This window comes from Streptomyces sp. NPDC096339, from assembly GCF_044762985.1.
GTDB lineage: Bacteria > Actinomycetota > Actinomycetes > Streptomycetales > Streptomycetaceae > Streptomyces.
On record NZ_JBIWFI010000008.1, the window covers coordinates 195,961 to 213,004 of the forward strand.

General features: G+C 72.3%; 14 protein-coding genes. 5 read left to right on the plus strand and 9 right to left on the minus strand.

Annotated elements, in window-relative coordinates:
* Positions 1-38: 38 nt before the first annotated feature.
* Positions 39-959, minus strand: coding sequence for an MBL fold metallo-hydrolase (locus ACIQ5Y_RS14385; RefSeq protein ID WP_403879564.1), 921 nt, complete (start codon positions 957-959; stop codon positions 39-41).
* Positions 960-1,060: 101 nt separating this feature from the next.
* On the opposite strand from ACIQ5Y_RS14385, the gene ACIQ5Y_RS14390 reads away from it, so the two are divergent.
* Positions 1,061-1,969, plus strand: coding sequence for a helix-turn-helix domain-containing protein (locus tag ACIQ5Y_RS14390; RefSeq protein ID WP_403879566.1), 909 nt, complete (start codon positions 1,061-1,063; stop codon positions 1,967-1,969).
* Positions 1,970-1,988: 19 nt separating this feature from the next.
* Here ACIQ5Y_RS14390 and ACIQ5Y_RS14395 read toward each other — a convergent pair whose 3' ends face one another.
* Positions 1,989-2,423, minus strand: a complete 435-nt coding sequence (locus ACIQ5Y_RS14395; protein ID WP_403879567.1) for a hypothetical protein — start codon at positions 2,421-2,423, stop codon at positions 1,989-1,991.
* A 50-nt stretch (positions 2,424-2,473) separates the two neighbouring features.
* Complete coding sequence (locus ACIQ5Y_RS14400) at positions 2,474-2,965, minus strand: DUF1269 domain-containing protein (protein WP_403879569.1); 492 nt, start codon at positions 2,963-2,965, stop codon at positions 2,474-2,476.
* Positions 2,966-3,199: 234 nt separating this feature from the next.
* Between ACIQ5Y_RS14400 and ACIQ5Y_RS14405 the strand changes: the two genes are divergently transcribed.
* On the plus strand, positions 3,200-4,003 hold the full coding sequence (locus tag ACIQ5Y_RS14405) for an N-formylglutamate amidohydrolase (protein WP_403879571.1): 804 nt from the start codon (positions 3,200-3,202) through the stop codon (positions 4,001-4,003).
* Positions 4,004-4,063: 60 nt separating this feature from the next.
* Here ACIQ5Y_RS14405 and katG read toward each other — a convergent pair whose 3' ends face one another.
* The 6 genes from katG to ACIQ5Y_RS14435 all read right to left on the minus strand — a co-directional run bounded on the left by katG (position 4,064) and on the right by ACIQ5Y_RS14435 (position 13,141).
* Positions 4,064-6,247: a catalase/peroxidase HPI gene (gene katG, locus ACIQ5Y_RS14410; protein WP_403879572.1), complete on the minus strand. Its 2,184-nt coding sequence runs from the start codon at positions 6,245-6,247 to the stop codon at positions 4,064-4,066.
* A 229-nt stretch (positions 6,248-6,476) separates the two neighbouring features.
* Positions 6,477-8,039 (minus strand): DUF4139 domain-containing protein, encoded by a 1,563-nt coding sequence (locus ACIQ5Y_RS14415; RefSeq protein ID WP_403879574.1) that lies wholly within the window; start codon positions 8,037-8,039, stop codon positions 6,477-6,479.
* Positions 8,040-8,047: 8 nt separating this feature from the next.
* Positions 8,048-10,168, minus strand: coding sequence for a DUF4139 domain-containing protein (locus ACIQ5Y_RS14420; RefSeq protein WP_403879576.1), 2,121 nt, complete (start codon positions 10,166-10,168; stop codon positions 8,048-8,050).
* A 64-nt stretch (positions 10,169-10,232) separates the two neighbouring features.
* Positions 10,233-11,054 (minus strand): VOC family protein, encoded by an 822-nt coding sequence (locus ACIQ5Y_RS14425; RefSeq protein ID WP_403879578.1) that lies wholly within the window; start codon positions 11,052-11,054, stop codon positions 10,233-10,235.
* An 83-nt stretch (positions 11,055-11,137) separates the two neighbouring features.
* Positions 11,138-12,301 carry an agmatine deiminase family protein gene (locus ACIQ5Y_RS14430; RefSeq protein ID WP_403879579.1) on the minus strand — a complete coding sequence of 388 codons (1,164 nt, stop codon included), beginning with the start codon at positions 12,299-12,301 and terminating at the stop codon, positions 11,138-11,140.
* Positions 12,302-12,547: 246 nt separating this feature from the next.
* The gene (locus ACIQ5Y_RS14435) at positions 12,548-13,141 is read right to left on the minus strand and encodes a TetR/AcrR family transcriptional regulator (protein ID WP_403879581.1); all 594 of its coding nucleotides are present in this window, start codon (positions 13,139-13,141) and stop codon (positions 12,548-12,550) included.
* A 176-nt stretch (positions 13,142-13,317) separates the two neighbouring features.
* Between ACIQ5Y_RS14435 and ACIQ5Y_RS14440 the strand changes: the two genes are divergently transcribed.
* The 3 genes from ACIQ5Y_RS14440 (at position 13,318) to ACIQ5Y_RS14450 (ending at position 17,023) form a co-directional block, all read left to right on the plus strand.
* Positions 13,318-14,946 (plus strand): serine/threonine-protein kinase, encoded by a 1,629-nt coding sequence (locus ACIQ5Y_RS14440; protein WP_403879583.1) that lies wholly within the window; start codon positions 13,318-13,320, stop codon positions 14,944-14,946.
* Between the two features lie 115 nt (positions 14,947-15,061).
* A complete protein-coding gene (locus ACIQ5Y_RS14445; protein WP_403879585.1) occupies positions 15,062-15,640 on the plus strand; it encodes a TetR/AcrR family transcriptional regulator in 579 nt (192 codons plus the stop codon).
* Positions 15,641-16,009: 369 nt separating this feature from the next.
* Entirely contained in the window at positions 16,010-17,023 is a 1,014-nt protein-coding gene (locus ACIQ5Y_RS14450; protein ID WP_403879587.1) for an agmatine/peptidylarginine deiminase, read from the plus strand.
* The last annotated feature ends 21 nt before the right edge of the window (positions 17,024-17,044 follow it).

The window sequence follows — 17,044 nt, forward strand, 5'->3', positions numbered from 1 at the left end:
CGGGCACCCGCCCGGGCACGCGCCCGGTGGCCCCGCCGTCAGCCCTCGTCACCCGGTGTGTACGCGGTGAACGGGGCCCAGCCCTTGATCGCGAAGCCGCCGCCGTCCCGGGCCACTTCGGCGGCGCCGTGACCGCCGAAGTGCGCCGGGATCAGCAGCCCTCCCCGATCGGCGGCCCAGCCGAGCAGCCGGCGCCGGGCGGCCCGCGCCTGACCGGCGTCCTCGCAGAAGCAGCTGTTCGCGTCCGGTTCCAGGATCTGCACCGGGCTGTGCAGCAGGTCCCCGACGAACACCGCCCGGTCCGTGCCGGAGGCGAGGGTGACCACGGACGAGCCGGGCGTGTGGCCGGCGGCCAGGTCGAGGCGCAGGTTCGCGTCGATCCGGTGGCTGTCGCCCTCCCACAGCAGGGTCCGGCCCGCCGCGTGGACGGGGGCGACGCTGTCCTCGAAGGCCTCGACGTTGCCGTCGCCCAGGACGGAGGTGTGTCCGTTCGCCGGGTTCCAGAAGTCGAAGTCGTCGCGGTGGATCAGGTACGTGGCGTTGGGGAAGGTCGGCACCCAGTCGTCGCCGTCGAGACGGGTGTTCCAGCCCACGTGGTCCGCGTGCAGATGGGTGTTGACGACGAGGTCGACGTCCTCGGGCCGTACCCCGGCCCGGGCGAGGTTGTCCAGGAAGCCGGTCTCCTGCCGGTCCCAGGGCATGCCGGGGCGCGACTTGTGGTTGCCGCCGCCCGTGTCGACGAGGATGGTGCGGCCCTCGCTGCGCAGCACCCAGGTCTGCAGCGCCGCGTTGGCGACGGGCGGCTCGCCGCCGACGAACTCCGGCTCCAGCCAGGCGGATTCCGCCTTCCAGACGTCCGTGCTGCTGTCGGGGATGAATCCGTGGGGAGAGAGGCCGAGGGGTCCGTAGTACTCGCGGACCCGGCTGACGCTGACGTTGCCCAATTCGATGGTGTCCATGGCCACCACACTCGGCGGCCACGGCGCGGGCAGCCACACCCTTCGCTGCCTATCCCCGGCAGGGAGCGGCAGGCGGCATGCAGCCCGCGGATACTGGGCACATGGACGGACAGAGCTCACTCGGCGCGTTCCTGCAGGCCCGCCGCTCCCGGCTGACGCCCCAGGACATCGGCCTCGACACGTACGGGGAAAGGCGCCGCGTGCAGGGCCTGCGCCGTGAGGAACTGGCCCTGCTCGCCGGGGTCAGCGCCTCGTACTACGCCCGCCTGGAGCAGGGCCACGCGCACAACGCCTCACCGGAGGTGCTGGACGCGATCGCCCACGCCCTGAGGCTGGAGGAGGTCGAACGCCGCCACCTGCACGACCTGGCGGGCGCCGCCGTCCGACGACGCCGTCCGGCCCGCCGCCCGCCGGTGGAGCGGATCGCCCCGGCGACGCGCGCGTTGCTGGACTCCATGCCCGACGTGCCGGCCGTCGTCACGGGCCGGCGGACCGACGTACTGGCCTGGAACCCGCTGGGCCACGCCCTGTTCGCCGGCCACCTGGACCCGCTCGCACCGGACCGGCCCGCGGACCGCCCCAACAACGCCTCGCTCATGTTCCTCGACGCCCACACCCGGGACCTGTACGAAACCTGGGAGGACAAGGCCCGGGCCGTCGTCGCCTCCCTGCGCTACGCGGCGGGCCGGCACCCCGACGACGCCGCTCTCGCCGCCCTCGTCGGTGAACTCAGCATGCGCAGCCCCGAGTTCGCGACGATGTGGGCCGACCACCGGGTGCGGCCCTGCACCATCGCCGAACACAGGCTGCGGCACCCCCTGGTGGGCGCGCTCACGGTCACCCAGCAGGCGCTGACGATCTCCGAGGACCAGATCCTGGTCGTGGCGACCGCCCCGGCCGGCTCGGCGGCTCACACGGCCCTGCGCCTGCTGGCGCAGGCCACGAGGCCCGGGCCGACAGCGGCCCCGGAGCCCCGGAAGGAGGGGGCGGGGGCGTTCCCCCGGCCCTGACGGGACCTCTCGCCCTACGTCAGCCGCACTTGACCCCGGCCGAGGCGGCGACGAGCGTCTCGTCGAGCTTCTGCACCTGGGGCTTCAGCTTGGCCTGCGCGTCGGCGCCCGTTGCGTCGCCCGGCAGGTCCGCGTAGCCGGACTTGAGATCGCCGACGGCCGACTGCACAGCCGACTTCTTCGCCGAGTCGAGATCGCCCAGGGAGGAGGCGACGCTCTCCCAGTCCTTCTGGACCGCCTTCACGGCGTCCCCCAACTGGTCCTTCGTCGTGGTGGCCGGGTCGAGAGCGGCCAGCTTGGCCTGGTCCGCCTTCAGCGTGGAGAGGCCGTCGCACAGGTCCGCGGCGGCCTTCGTCGCCTGTTCCTTGGGGCTGCTGTCGTCCGACGAGCAGCCCGACAGGAACAGGACCGCGGTGGCCGTGCCCAGCGCTGCGGTGATGGCGAGACGCTTCATGGAGATACCTCCGATATCGGATGTCTTGGCGGGGATCTGACGTCGGGGGCTCAGGCGGCGAAGACCTCGCGGAGCTGCCGCTCCTGCTCATGGGAGAGGTTCGAGCGGATCAGCTGCGCCCGCACTTCCGGGAAGGCGCCGCGCACCCGCTCGATCACGGCGTCGGAGGAGAGCAGGAACAGCGCGGAAGTCCCCGGCTTGACCTCGCTCTTCACGTCGTCGATGAACCGGTCGTCGATGCCCACGTCGGTCAGCGATCCGCCGATGGCGCCGGCCGCCGCACCCACGGCGGCGCCGAGCAGCGGCACGAAGAACAGGAGGCCGAAGAGCATCCCCCAGAAGGTGCCGGTGAGCGCCCCGGCCCCCGTGAGGTTGTTCAGCTGCCGGGTCTTCGGGTTCCCGCGGTCCTCGGGCCACGTGACGACCGCCGCGTCGTGCACCTGTATCAACTGTTCCTTCTGCAGCGTGAGCAGGGCCGTTTCGGCCTGCTGCGCGCCCTCGGGCGTGGGGAACTTCCAGACGGTGAGGGTGGTGGATGCCACGTAACGCTCCAGTCGCCGGGTGGTGTTGCCTTGGCGCCCAGTACAACCCAGACCCTGACGATCCGCCATAAATGCCCACAACGTGAAGGCCCGTCAGTCCGTGGAGCAGGTGTCTGCGCACCCGTGGGACGGGCCCGCGGCCTCATCCGGGTACGTGTCGCCCCGACCGGAGTGACCCAGTGTCACGTGGCGCTCCGTCAGCGTGATTCGCCCGTTCGGCCGTACGCTCGTCTCATGAACCACACGCCCGAGCCGTTTCGGCTCCTCGCCGGCGCCGACACGTCGCCGGTCATCCTGCACGTGCCGCACTCCTCGCGCGTCATACCGGAGTCCGTCCGCGCCGGCATCGTGCTGGACGACCGGGCGCTCGATCTGGAACTGGACCACATCACGGACTCCCACACCGCCGACATCGCCGCGGCGGCCGCTGCCCGCTGCGCGGTCACGCCGTGGCAGTTCGTCAACGGGCTGTCCCGGCTCGTCATCGACCCCGAGCGGTTTCCCGACGAGCGCGAGGAGATGCTGGCCGTGGGCATGGGCGCCGTGTACACGCGCACCACCCACCGGGAGGACCTGCGCCCCGACGGCTTCGACGGCCGGCCGCTGATCGAGCGCTGGTTCCACCCCTACGCGGAGGCCATGACGCGGGCCGTGGAGGACCGGCTGGAGGCCACCGGGCGGGCCGTGATCATCGACGTGCACTCCTACCCCACGCAGCCGCTCCCGTACGAGCTGCACGGCGACGGCGGCCGCCCGCCGATCTGCCTGGGCACGGACCCCTTCCACACCCCGGCCGGGCTCCTCGCCGCGGCCGAGAAGGCGTTCGCGGGCTTCGGCGGCACGGGGCTCGACAGCCCCTTCGCCGGCACCTACGTCCCGCTGAAGCACTACGGCCGGGACGACCGGGTCGGTGCGCTGATGGTCGAGATCCGACGCGACGTCTACATGTCCGAACCCGGCGGACCCGCCGGCCCCGGCCTCATCGCACTGGCGGCCGCCCTGGCGGAACTCGCCGATGCCGCCCGCCAGGAGGGCTGAGGGCGCCGGCGGCACGTCCCGGCCGGCCGGTGGGGGAGCCGGCCGGCCGGGACGCCTGGCTCAGGCCAGGTCGAACCGGTCCAGGTTCATCACCTTCACCCACGCCGCCACGAAGTCACGCACGAACTTCGCTCCGGCGTCCGCGGACGCGTACACCTCGGACAGCGCCCGGAGCTCGGAGTGCGAACCGAAGACGAGGTCGACGGCGGTGGCGGTCCACTTGACCTTGCCCGTGGCGCGGTCCCGGCCCTCGAAGACGTTCTCGTCCGCGGCCGACGCCTTCCACTCCGTACCCATGTCCAGCAGGTTGACGAAGAAGTCGTTGGTCAGCGTCTCCGGCCGGCCGGTGAACACACCGTGCGGGGACTGCCCGAAACCGGCGTTCAGGGCACGCATGCCACCGACGAGGACCGTCATCTCGGGCGCGGTCAGCGTCAACAGGCTGGCGCGGTCCAGCAGGAGGGTCTCCGGCGACAGCTTCTCGCCCGCCCGGAGGTAGTTGCGGAATCCGTCCGCCCTGGGCTCCAGTACGGCGAACGACTCCACGTCGGTCTGCTCCTGCGAGGCGTCCGTGCGCCCGGGGGCGAACGGGACCGTGAGCTCGTGCCCGGCGTTCTTCGCCGCCTGCTCGACGGCCGTGCACCCGCCCAGCACGATCAGGTCGGCGAGTGAAACCTTCGCGCCGTTCTGCGAGTTGAACTCCTGCTTGATCCCGTCGAGGGTCCGCACCGCCTCGGCCACCTCGGGACGGGCGTTGACCTCCCAGTCCTTCTGCGGCGAGAGCCGGATCCGCGCCCCGTTGGCCCCGCCCCGGTTGTCGGTGCCGCGGAAGCTCGCCGCCGACGCCCAGGCGGTGGCGGCCAGCTGGGACGCGGACAGTCCCGAGGCCAGGATCCGGGCCTTGAGGTCGGCCACCTCCCGGTCCCCGACCAGCTGGTGATCGACCGCGGGGACCGGGTCCTGCCACGGCTGCGGTTCGGGGATCCACGGGCCGAGGTAGCGCGAGAGGGGCCCCATGTCACGGTGCAGCAGCTTGTACCAGGCCTTGGCGAACGCGTCCGCGAGCCTGTCCGGGTTCTCGTGGAAGCCCTTCGAGATCGGCCCGTAGACCGGATCCAGCTTCAGCGAGAGGTCCGTCGTCAGCATCATGGGGGCGTGCCGCTTCGACGGATCGTGCGCATCGGGCACCGTGCCCTGGGCCGAGGCGTCGGTGGGGGTCCACTGGTGCGCACCGGCCGGGCTCGTCGTCAGCTCCCAGTCGTACTTGAAGAGGTTGTCCAGGTAGCCGTTGTCCCACTTCGTGGGCTCCGTGGTCCAGGCGCCCTCCAGACCACTGGTGATCGTGTCGACGCCCACGCCGCTGCCCTGGCTGTTCTTCCAGCCGAGGGCCTGCTGTTCGATGGGGCAGGCCTCGGGTTCCGGACCGACGTACTCGGGGCCGACCGCGCCGTGGCACTTGCCGAAGGTGTGGCCCCCGACGATGAGCGCGACCGTCTCCTCGTCGTTCATCGCCATCCGCCCGAACGTCTCGCGGATGTCCCGCGCGGCGGCGATCGGATCCGGGTTCCCGTTGGGGCCTTCCGGATTGACGTAGATCAGCCCCATCTGCACGGCGCCGAACGGACCGGTGAGCTCCCTGTCGCCGGTGTAGCGCTCATCGCCGAGCCAGGTGTCCTCGGGCCCCCAGAAGATCTCCTCGGCCTCCCAGATGTCCTCGCGCCCGAAGCCGAACCCGAAGGTCTTGAACCCCATCGATTCCATGGCGCAGTTTCCGGCGAACACCAGAAGATCCGCCCATGAGATCTTCTGCCCGTACTTCTGCTTGACGGGCCAGAGCAGACGGCGCGCCTTGTCGAGGCTCGCATTGTCCGGCCAGCTGTTCAGGGGAGCGAAACGCTGGGCGCCGGAGCCGCCACCGCCCCGGCCGTCGGCGATCCGGTACGTTCCCGCGGCGTGCCAGCTCATCCGGATGAACAGCGGCCCGTAGTGGCCGTAATCCGCGGGCCACCAGTCCTGTGAATCCGTCATCACCGCGATGACGTCCCGCTTCAGGGCGTCGACGTCCAGGGTCGCGAATTCCTTGGCGTAGTCGAAGTCCTCGCCCAACGGATTGGACTGGGGTGACTGCTGGTGGAGGACCTGGAGGTCCAGCTGGTTCGGCCACCAGTCCCGGTTCGTCCTCGGGGTGGTCGGGGTGGGGGTCGGGGAGGAGATTGCGGGGTTCTCGCTTTCGCTGCCGGACACGTCCGTCCTTCTTCCTGTCGCGCTGTTCCATATCTGCCGGCTCGGCGTCCGTATGGTCGCGCACGGCAGACCTCACCGCCACGAGAACACGCAGGCGTGGCGTCCGGCAATCAGCCGAAGTCCATCCGGGTGATGCGGTGAAAATCGGATGGACTTCTCATCGAAATGCCGGCGGATTTCCGTGAGCCCGAAAAGGTGAAACAGGAATGGGCAATCCGGTTCGGACGGCTCAGAGCCCGGCGACCTTCGAGCTCGCCGACAACTCGTACACGAGAGTGACCGTGCGCCGCCCGCCGGGAGGCAGGGAGACGTCCCAGCGGGCGATGCCCTCGGCGTCGACCGCTTCGGGCGCCGGGGAACAGGCGTCCTTCCGCAGGCGTACCTCCACCGCCGAGACCTCCGAGACCGGAATCCGCTCCCGCAGGACGACGACCCGCTCCCCGCGCTCCCCGGGGGCGGAGAACCGCGACAGGTGCAGCCTGACCGTGCGGGTGACCACGGTCCGCTGCATGATCCCGGTGGTGTCCCGGGACTCCTCGGTGTGCCGGACCACGCCGTGGTCGTCGCAACTGCCGAACGCGAGCTCCACGGGCGCGCCCGGCGCGGTGAAGTCCAGCGTGCCCCGGCCGCTGAACCCGTTGCCGCGGACCAGGTCCACGGGCCCGGCGAGCAGCGCGTGCCCGGACAGGTTGTCGAACCGCACCACCTGGGTGACCAGCGGCGACAGCTCGGGTGAGCAGGCGTACTCGCTGCTCGCGGGCGCGGTGAAGACGGAGAGCGGCACCCGGTGGGCGCGCCCGTCCCCGGGCACGGAGACCGGAACGGGGGAGGTCAGCACCCGCGCCTCGCCGCCGTCGTCCACGCCCGGCAGGCCGAGCACGGGGGCCGGGCCGAGGTCCCCGATCTCCTCCTCGCGCAGCTCCACGTCGACCGTGCGGCGCTCCGCCGCGGACCGGTCCTTGAGGGTCAGGACGTCCTCGCCGAGCCGCGGCGGATCGCCGGCCAGCGCCGACCGGGCGGTCGACAGGGTCAGCCGTACGTCCGACCAGTCCTCGCCGGTGCGCTGCCAGACCACCGCGTCGGTCTCCAGCGTCAGGGCGTCCCCGGCCGCCACGGCCCGGTAGGAGGGCCGCCACAGCGCACACGGGGTGAGGTGTCCCAGGCGCAGCCCGACCGGCCCGGCCGCCGCGGTCTCCACGGTCAACTCGACATGGCCGACCAGCTCGGCGGGCTCCTCCTCGGAGAGCCGCACCGCCCGCCGGGTCTCCCCGAGCTCGGCGGCGAGCGCGGCCAGCCGGGCCTCCACGACGCGCAGCCGCTCCCCTCGGGTATCGCGCTCCTCATCGACCCGGTCCAGTTCGCGGGACCAGCGGGAGCGTTCGGACTCCCCGGATCCGGCGCCCTCGCCGATCTCGCGCAGCAGGTCGGCGGCGAGGCGGGCCAGCAGACCCTGGCGGGTGAGCAGCCGGCCGCGTTCCCGCTCCAGGGCGGTCTGTTCCTCTTCGAGGGCGTGTACGCGGTGGCGCAGGACGGAATCGTCGTCGGCGGACGGCAGCGGCCCGCGCGGAGTCCAGCTGCGGACGATCCGTACGTCGAGCACGGTCGCCGGGTGTTCGGCGGTCAGTTCGGCGTGCAGGGTCCGGTCGACGGCCAGCGCACTGACCGGCCCCAGACGCAGCCGTTGGACGCCCGCCTCCAGATCGAGCACGGTGCTCCGCTCGACGTGGGCACGGTCCTCCAGGCACGTGACGGCGGTGACGGGAAGGGGGATCGGCTTCGGGACCGTGGACATGGCGGTGGTCAGCTCCTGCGGTTGCCGCCGACCAGGGCCTTGCCGGTCGGGATGCGGATCTCGTAGCCGCCGTCGAGGGCGGCGGTGGCGCCGGCGGGGAGGTCGAGGCGCCAGATGCGGGTGCCCGGGGCATGGTGCTCCGATCCCTCGCCCTCCACGGGTGCCGTCCAGTCGGACCGTTCCTCGATCCGGACGTCCGGTTCGGAGGTGACCGGCACCCGCTCGCGGACTTCGACGGTGACGGGCCCCGCGAGCCGGTTGGCCAGCTCCACGTGGACACGGTGGTCGAGCACCGTGGTGCCGCCGCGCAGGCCCGAGGTCGACTCGTTCAGGTTCGTGCGGCGCGTGACCCGGATGCCCTCGGCCGGCCCGAGTCCCACCCGGCGGACGCCACCGGGCGCGAGCGTGGGCAGCCCGGCGGTCAGCAGGAAGCCGTCGTCGACGACGACCTCCACCGGGCCGGCCAGCAGCGCCTGGTCGGTGGCGTTGGAGAGCACGAGCGTCGCGTACACCGTCTCCTCCACGGACGGCACGCACAGGTACTCGGTGCGCAGGCCGACCGGGATCTCGCCGACGGTGACGGTGTGCCAGGTGCCGTCCGACGGGATGTCCGCGCGGGCGGCGGCGTCGAAGCGGTGGTCGAAGGACCCGGCCGACGCGCGGGGCCGTACCGCCTGCCCGGGCAGCGGCAGCGCGGCCACCGCCTCGGCCCGGCGGCGGCACTCGTCCGTCACGGGGTCGCCGGCCGCGCCGGGGAACAGCCTGCCCCGGCGGGCGCCCGGCTCCTCGGGGCCGGACAGGACGAGCTCGGCGTAGTCGAGCTCGGCGCCGCTCGGCCGCGGCGGACCGGATACCGGGTCCGGGGCGGGAGCGGGCGGCGCCGCGGCCATGCCGGGGGCCGCGGGAGCGGCAGGCGCCGCGGGTGACGGGGGAGCCATCCCGGCGGGGCGCCCGGCGAACCCGGCACCGTCACCCGGCCCGGCACCGCCGCGCGGCCTGCCACCGGCACGCGCCCTGGCGGGGGCCGGGCGCGGGGCGGGCGAGGCGGCGAGGTCGGGCATCGCGCCGCCGACGGCCCCGGGCGCCGGGGCGGGCGGAGCACCGTAGGCCTGGGGTACCGGCGCCGATGCCGGTACGGGCACGGGCAGCGGCGGGGGAGGCGGAGGCGGCGGCGGAACGGGCGTGGTGGCCGTGCGCGGTCGGGGGCCGGCGGCCTCGTACGCGGTGAACAGGTCGGCGAGCCCGGCAGGGGGCTCGCGCCAGCCGGAAGGCGCGGGGGCGGGCTGACGGCGCCCGATCCGGATCGACCGGAGCCTCGGCAGATCCGTGCGGCGCCGCAGATCGGCGGTGGCCAGGGCGATGCGGACGCCGGTCCAGTCCTCGCCGGTCCGCTGGGCGACCGACGCGCGCAGCACCAGGCGTCCGGTGCCGTCCCCCTGACGGTGGGTGAGCCGGTAGGCCGGCGCCCAGACGGCGCCCGGCACCCCGTACTCGACCTCGACCTCGACCTCCGTCTCGGAACCACGGGTGCCGTCGAAGGTCAGGACCGCGCAGACGGTGGTCTCCACGTGCGCGGCCGGTGCGTCGGTGGAGGCGCGGGAGAGCCGGTCGGTGGCGACGGCGAGCTCGTGCCCGAGATCGCGCACGGCCGCCTCCAGCTCGACGAGGCGGCCGTGCAGCCGCTCCAGCCGCTCGTCCACGAAGTCGGCGAACTCCAGCCACACGTCCACCGGAGTACGCCGGTGCGGGTCCTCGGGCTCGCGGGCGGGCGGGACCGGGTGGAGGGCCGTGACCTCCTCGATCCGGCTCAACTGCCGGTCCCGGCGCCCCTGCGCCGCCGCGTACTCGTCGCGCAGCCGCTCGACCTCGCGCCGCAACGCGTCGGGCGTGTCCGTACCGAGGGGCTCGGCCTCCACTTCCACCCGGGCCTCGGTGACGCGTACCCCCGGGGCACCCAGGACGCGGGCCCGCAGCGAGCCGGGGTCCAGCGAGCGGGGCAGTCCGGTCACCCGCACCCGGCCGTCAGGGGGCACGGTGCCCCGGGCCAGGCGGCGGCAGAGCGCGCCCTGCGCGTACACCACGACCGAATCGAGGGTCGCCCCCCACCTCTGCTCTGCTTCTGCAACCATGTGCTCCGCCCCCAGCGCCTCCATGCCAAGCGAAGCCTACGCCCGATCGGGTGACGGTACGGCACTAACTCCCGGCGGGGGTGAGCAGGAGGAAGTCGGCGTCCGACGGGTCGAGGCAGACGGCCATCCGGCCGATGCCCGGGGCGTCCACGGGCCCCATCTGCACGCTGCCGCCGTTCTCCGTGACCCTGGCGACCGCGGCGTCGCAGTCGGTGACGTTGAAGACCGGGTGCCAGTACGGCCGTCCGTTCGCCAGGGAGAGGTGCTCCGCGGGGAGTTCCAGCAGCCCGCCCTGCATGCGCTCCTGGGGGAGTCCGGCCGGGGTGATGAGGGTGTAGGTGCCCTCGCCGCCCGGCATCGGCGTGTCGCTGAACTGCCAGCCGAGGACACCCCCGTAGAACTCCCGCGCGCCCGCGGCATCGCTCGTGTACAGCTCCGTCCAGGACAGCGAGCCGGGCTCGTCCACCAGCTCGACGCCGCTGTCCTTCCCGGGCTGCCACACGGCGAACTGGCCCCCCGCGGGGTCGTCGTACTGCGCCATCCGGCCCCATTCGCCGAGGTCCCTCGGCGCCACCCGCACCTTGCCGCCCGCGCGTTCGACGAGCCGGGTCGTGGCGTCCGCGTCGCTGACGCTGTAGTAGATCATCCAGGCCGAACGCGCGCCCTCCTCGGTGAGCTTGCCGAGTCCGGCGACGAGCTTGCCGTCCTTGCGGAACATCCCGCCTTCCATGTTCCCGTCCCCCGCATCTCCTCCCTCGCCCGCCTCGCCCATGGGCTCGTACTCCCATCCGAGCACGGCTCCGTAGAAGGCGGCGGCGGCACGGACGTCGGGAGCGCCCAGGTCGAGCCAGCAGGGGGATCCGGGCACGAAGTCGGTGGTGATCATGGCGCTTGCCTTTCGGGGATCGAGTACGACCCCAGCCTGGCACCGGACCCCGCCGCCCGCCCGTCGATGGACCGGGCCTGCCGTCAGTCGGCCGGCTTGCCGGGCTGTTCGTGGGTGGCGCAGTGGATGCCGCCGCCGCCCGAGGCGATCGTGTCGATCCTGACCGGCACGATGTCCCGCTTCGGGAAGTGCTCCTGCAGGATGCCCCGCGCCCGGTCGTCGGCCTTCGCGTCGCCGAAGCGGGGCATGAACACCGAGCCGTTGGCCACGTAGAAGTTGGCGTACGTCGACACGAAGTCGTCACCGTGGCCCGTGATCTTGTCCAGGTCGGGCTGCGGCAGGTCGATGATCTCCAGACGCCGCCCGCGGGCGTCGGTCGCCTTGGCCAGGACGGCCCTCGCCTGGTCGGAGGAGCGGGACCAGGAATCGGGGGGCGTGCCCGGGTACGCCTTGTCCAGGAGGACGACACCCGGGGCCGCGAACCGTACGAGGCTGTCGACGTGGGCGTCGGTGATGTCCTCTCCGCGCACGCCGGCCAGCCAGATCACCTTCCGGACTCCGAGGGTCTGCTTGAGCTCGGCTTCGATCTGGTCCCGGCTCTTGCCCGGGTTGCGGTTGTCGTTGACGATCGAGCTCTCCGTGATCAGGAGGGTGCCCTCGCCGTCCGTCTCGAAGGAGCCGCCCTCGGCGACCAGCGGCGCCTGGATGCGCGGGATCTTGTACCTCTCCAGCAGCTTGCGGCCGACCTGGGCGTCGTTCGTGTGCTCCTGCTTGTCGCCCCAGCCGTTGAAGTTGAAGTCGACGCCGGCGAGCTTGCCGCCGTCCTCGATGAACACCGGGACGGTGTCACGGGCCCACAGGTCGTCGACCTCCATGGGGATGACCTCGACGCCGGAGCCGCACGCCTTCTGGGCCGCGGCCTGCTGGTCGGGCCTGGCCATCATCACGACGTACTCGTACTGCGCGATGGCGCGCGCCACACGGGCGATGTCCTCCCGTACGTAGGGCAGGTCCTGCTCCCATACGGAGGCCAGCGCCGGCCAGGACATGAAGGTGCGGGTGTGGCTCTCCCACTCGGCGCCCAGGTGCCGGGCTCCGGCGGGGGCGGAGCTCTGGCCGGAGGGGTTGGCGGAGGTGCCGGGCCGTCCGGTTTCACCGGGGCCGCATGCCGAAGCGCCGAGGGCGAACACTCCGAGGCCGGCGAACGTGCGGAGGGCCGCACGGCGGGATGCTGAGAACGCGGACACGGTTGACTCCGATCGTGAACTGGCGGGATGAAGTTAGCCGTGGATGCCGGGCATCGCGGGGACGCGTGGCGCAGGGGCGACGATCGGGGCCTGCTTGGAGCACAGCGCGTCGACTTCACCGTACGTGGGGTGGGTCCGCCAGGGCGGCTGGGCCGCAGTGTCGCCACTCTCGCACTGACTGAAGTTTCAGTCAATTTCACGGGCGTGTGAGGTGGGGATGCGGGAGGGGCGGGGTGGGCGGTGAGGTCAGTTCCCGCCGAGTCGGCGCAGATGTCCCAGTTCCACTTCGACGGCGTCGAGCATCAGCTCGCGGGCGTGCGACACCTGCAGCACGCCGCTGAGCCAGCGCATGCTGAGTCCTTCCAGCAGTGCCGTCAGCCGTTCCGCGGAGGCCGTGAGCGCGGGGGCGGGCGTCAGCGGCTGCGCGCACGCGAGGAGGTAGGCGACCTCCTGGACCCAGCTCAGTCCGGCCTTGGCCAGGTCCTCCCGCAGCTCGGGCTCGAAGATCGCGCTGGCGCGCAGTTCGCCCCAGGCCGTGCTGTTCTCGCGCACCGCGGCCGCCTCCTGGAACTCGAGCAGGAGGGACTGCTCCAGGGTCTCGCGGGGGTCCTCCGGGAACGGGTCCGTGTCGTCGAGGCTTCCCGTGTAGCGTTCCGCGCGGTCGTTGATGAACTCCAGGGTGCGGCGCAGGATGCCGGCCCGGTCCTTGAAGTGGTAGTAGACGAGCGCCGTGGACACCCCGGCTTCGGCCGCGAGTTCCTCCACCCGCAGCCCGCGGACCCCCCGCCGGGCTATGAGCCGGGCGGCCGCTTCCAAGATTGCCGTTCTGCGGTCCGTCACTGCCTGATCCCCTCCTCACGTTCTCGGCCGCCATCGTCTCACATTGACTGAATCTTTAGTTAGCGGCACGATGCGGGGGCAGTCGGCTCTGCCCTGCCCGGTGCCGGTCGTGGCCGTGGAGGCACCGGGGCGGGCCGCGTCCTGCGCTTCGTACATATCGCCGAAAGAGCCACCGCATGTCCGCTCAGATTCCCGGTGTGCAACACGCCCACAAGGCCCTGTCCGCCGACGACCCCCACGAGATCGGCGGCTACCGCCTCCACGCCCGGCTGGGCTCCGGCGGCATGGGGGTGGTCTACCTGGCCTACACCCCGGGGGGCCGCCCGATCGCCCTGAAGGCGGTGCGAGCGGACTTCGCCGGAGACCCCGAGTTCCGCCGGCGCTTCGCCCAGGAGGTGGCGAGCGCCGAGCGCATCCACGGGCTGTTCACCGCCCAGGTGGTCGATTCGGGGGTGGACGCCCCCACACCGTGGCTGGCCACCGCCTATGTGCCCGGCCCGACCCTGCACGAGGTGGTGCAGCGCCACGGTCCACTGCCGGTCCGCACGGTGCTGCTGCTCGTGGCGGGGATCGCCGAGGCGCTCCAGGCGATCCACCGGGCCGGGGTGGTCCACCGGGACCTCAAGCCCGCCAACGTCCTGATCGCCGAGGACGGTCCCCGCGTGATCGACTTCGGGATCGCGCGGGCGGCCGACGCCACCGCGCTGACCGGCGTCGGACTGCGGATCGGCACCGCCGCGTTCATGGCACCGGAGCAGGCGATGGGCCTGCAGGTCACCCCGGCGAGCGACGTCTTCGCCCTCGGGTCGCTGGCGGCGTTCGTGGCCGGGGGAGTGCCCCCGTTCGGAGCCGGAGCGGAGTCGGCCGCCCTGTACAAGGTGGTCCACGAGCAGCCCGACCTCACCAGGGTGCCGCACGACCTGCGCTCCCTCCTGACGTGGTGTCTCGCCAAGCGGCCCGAGGGCCGCCCGACGCCGGACGAGCTGATCTCGGCCGTGCAGGCCCACCCCACCGTGGGCCACCGCCTGGAGTTCGCCGACGGCTGGCTCCCGCACCAGGTCAGCAGCGAGATATCGGGGCGCGTCCAGCAGCCCGACGCCGTACCCGTACCCGTCCCCGTCCCGGCCCCCACTCCCACGCATGACCGGCTGACGCTCGCCGCCCCCGCGGCCCCCGTCGCGCACCCCGCGACCGCCGTCCGGCCGGATCCGCCCGCCTCCCGCCGGGCCCGGCGGCGCGGGCGCCGACTGCCGGTCACGGCTCTGGCCGCGGTCTCGGTACTCGTACTGGGCGGCGCCGCCACGGCCTGGTTCCTGGACGTTCCGGAGGAGCCGGAGGCAGAGGTCCCCGCGGCTTCCGCCGGTCACACCTCGCCGCCCGCCTCCCCGCCGGTCAGCCCGTCCCCTTCCCCCTCGGCCCCGTCGTCGGCCGGCTTCAAGGCCGGCTACGCCAACGCCGAACTGACCTCTCCGGAGGCCGGCTACGAGTTCGACCTCAAGACGGGGAAGGTGGTCCCGGCCGAGACGGCCGCCTGGTACCTGGCCCGCACCCAGACCGAGTTCGTCACCTCCGAGGACAGCGACGCCTTCATCGCGACCGGGAACGAGCTGAGCCCCGCCGACTGCGTACGGGGGGTCGAGACGCAGCCCGTGACCACCATCGCCTTCAGCGCCCTGAGCGGCGGACGGCCCTTCTGCATCCGCAGCGCCGACCAGAAGGAGATCGCCGTCGTGCGCCTGGTCTCGGCCGCACCGGGCGGCGGACCCGTCACGGTGGAGGTGAGCCACCACCGGAAGACGGGGTGAGGAGGCGTGAGGACGCGTGCGGACGAGTAAGGACAGGTGAGGAGAGGTGAGGGCGGAGTGACGGACCATGAGACCCGTTCCCCGAGGCCGGGTACGGCCGGGTAAGGTTCGGCGCATGGCCCGACGCACATCCATTCTCGAAGCGGCCGCCCGGGTGATTGCCCGGAGCGGCGTCCGTGGCCTGCGCGTGGAGGAAGTCGCCGCCGAGGCCGGCGTGTCCACCTCGCTGCTCTACTACCACTTCAAGGACCGCACCGGGCTCCTGCGTTCGACGCTCGAGTTCATCAACGACCGGGCGGAGCGCTACACCACGGAACGCGGCGAGGACGCGGAACCGCTCGGCCCCCGTGAGGAACTCGCCGAGACCCTCCTCCTGGAGCTCCAGGACACCGCGGAGGTCCGGGAGAACAGCACCGCCTGGGGCGAGCTTCGGGCGAGCGCCGTCTTCGACGAGGTGCTGCGCGAGGACCTGGCCCGGGCGACCCTGGTGTGGGTGCAGGAAGTGGCGGCCCTGCTGGGTCAGGTGGAGCCGATGGCCCCGGCGGCCGCGCTCGCCGCGGCCGGCGAGCGGCTCACCGCCCTCCTGGAGGGCCTCAGCATGCGCTGGCTCAGCGGCGGGCTCCAGATCACGCACGCGCGGGCGCTGATGGAAGGCGCCATCGACGTCGAGCTGGCGCGGCTGCGCCAGAAGTAGCCCCCGCCCTCGAAGGCACCCCCTCGGCGGCGCCGGGGCCATCCCCCGGTGCGCCCGTACGCCTGTATGCCCGTACGCATCGTGATCAGAACGCGTTGCCTTCCGTACACCTCGCGTATTGACTGATTTTTCAGTCAGTGTCAGCATCGCAGCCACCTGTACTTCCTGTGACCGAACGACTCACGTCCTGTGCGTAGATCTGACAGGAATTTCAGAATCCTGTTGGATGTGCCGTCCAGGCTCTTGACTGAATTTTCAGTCGAGAGGAAGATTCCAACCACCGCGTACCAGCCTCTGGCTCGAATTGGCCCAGCGCCACACCGACTGCCGCCGGCCGGTACTTCTGGCGAGAAAGAAGAGAGACACGAGATGACTGCCTTCCGTATGCCCGCCGAGTGGTCCGCCCACGACGGGTGCCTGATGGCATGGCCCACCCGCACGGACCTCTGGGGCAGCGTGCTGGACGACGTCAAGGAGGAGTACGCGAACGTCGCCCGCGCCATCTCCGAGTTCGAGCCGGTGACGATGGTCGCCCCGCCCGGCTACGGCGACGACGCCCGTACCGCTTGCGGCCCCGACGTCACCGTCGTCGAGATGCCGCTGGACGACTCCTGGTTCCGCGACTCCGCCCCGTTGTTCGTGCTCGACGGGGACGGCCGGCGCGCGGGAGTGGACTTCCGCTTCAACTCCTGGGGCGAGAAGCACCAGCCGTGGGACTCCGACGACCGGATCAGCGGACTGCTGCTGGAGCACCTCGGAGTCGAGCGCATCCACTCCGACATGATCCTCGAGGGCGGCGCGATCACGGTCGACGGCGAGGGCACGCTGATCACCACGGAGCAGTGCCTGCTCCACCCCAACCGCAACCCCGGCATGAACCGGGACGAGATCGAAGCCGAGCTGAAGTCCCGCCTCGGCGTCGTCAAGGTCATCTGGCTTCCCTACGGCGGTCTCCTCGACACCGAGACCAACGGCCACGTCGACGGCGTCTGCGCCTTCGCGGCCCCCGGCAAGGTCGTCATCTCCCTGCCCGACGACCCCGCGCACCCCGACTACGCCCGGATGCGCGCCAACCGCGCCGTCCTGGAGGCGAGCACCGACGCCCACGGCCGCAGCCTGGAAATCGTCGAGGTCACCCAGTCGGCCTTCGCCGACCTCGCCGGCGGCGAGATCGAGGTGTCCTACCTGAACTACTACGTGGCCAACGACGGCGTCGTCGTCCCGGTGGCGGGTCTGCCCCAGGACGAGGAGGCCATGGCCGTGATCGCGTCGGCGTACCCGGGCCGCAAGGTCGTCGGGGTGCGGGCACTCGCGATCGCCTTCGGCGGCGGCGGGGTCCACTGCATCACGCAGCAGGTGCCCTCGGTGCGCGCCGACGGCTGACCACCGCGGACCGACCGCTCC

Excerpts from the sequence above, each read along its gene's own strand:
- ACIQ5Y_RS14385 (WP_403879564.1), bottom strand. The coding sequence starts at position 959 with ATGGACACCATCGAATTGGGCAACGTCAGCGTCAGCCGGGTCCGCGAG.
- ACIQ5Y_RS14440 (WP_403879583.1), top strand. The coding sequence starts at position 13,318 with ATGTCCGCTCAGATTCCCGGTGTGCAACACGCCCACAAGGCCCTGTCC.
- ACIQ5Y_RS14420 (WP_403879576.1), bottom strand. The coding sequence starts at position 10,168 with ATGGTTGCAGAAGCAGAGCAGAGGTGGGGGGCGACCCTCGATTCGGTC.
- ACIQ5Y_RS14415 (WP_403879574.1), bottom strand. The coding sequence starts at position 8,039 with ATGTCCACGGTCCCGAAGCCGATCCCCCTTCCCGTCACCGCCGTCACG.
- ACIQ5Y_RS14425 (WP_403879578.1), bottom strand. The coding sequence starts at position 11,054 with ATGATCACCACCGACTTCGTGCCCGGATCCCCCTGCTGGCTCGACCTG.
- ACIQ5Y_RS14405 (WP_403879571.1), top strand. The coding sequence starts at position 3,200 with ATGAACCACACGCCCGAGCCGTTTCGGCTCCTCGCCGGCGCCGACACG.
- ACIQ5Y_RS14390 (WP_403879566.1), top strand. The coding sequence starts at position 1,061 with ATGGACGGACAGAGCTCACTCGGCGCGTTCCTGCAGGCCCGCCGCTCC.
- ACIQ5Y_RS14450 (WP_403879587.1), top strand. The coding sequence starts at position 16,010 with ATGACTGCCTTCCGTATGCCCGCCGAGTGGTCCGCCCACGACGGGTGC.
- ACIQ5Y_RS14395 (WP_403879567.1), bottom strand. The coding sequence starts at position 2,423 with ATGAAGCGTCTCGCCATCACCGCAGCGCTGGGCACGGCCACCGCGGTC.
- ACIQ5Y_RS14445 (WP_403879585.1), top strand. The coding sequence starts at position 15,062 with ATGGCCCGACGCACATCCATTCTCGAAGCGGCCGCCCGGGTGATTGCC.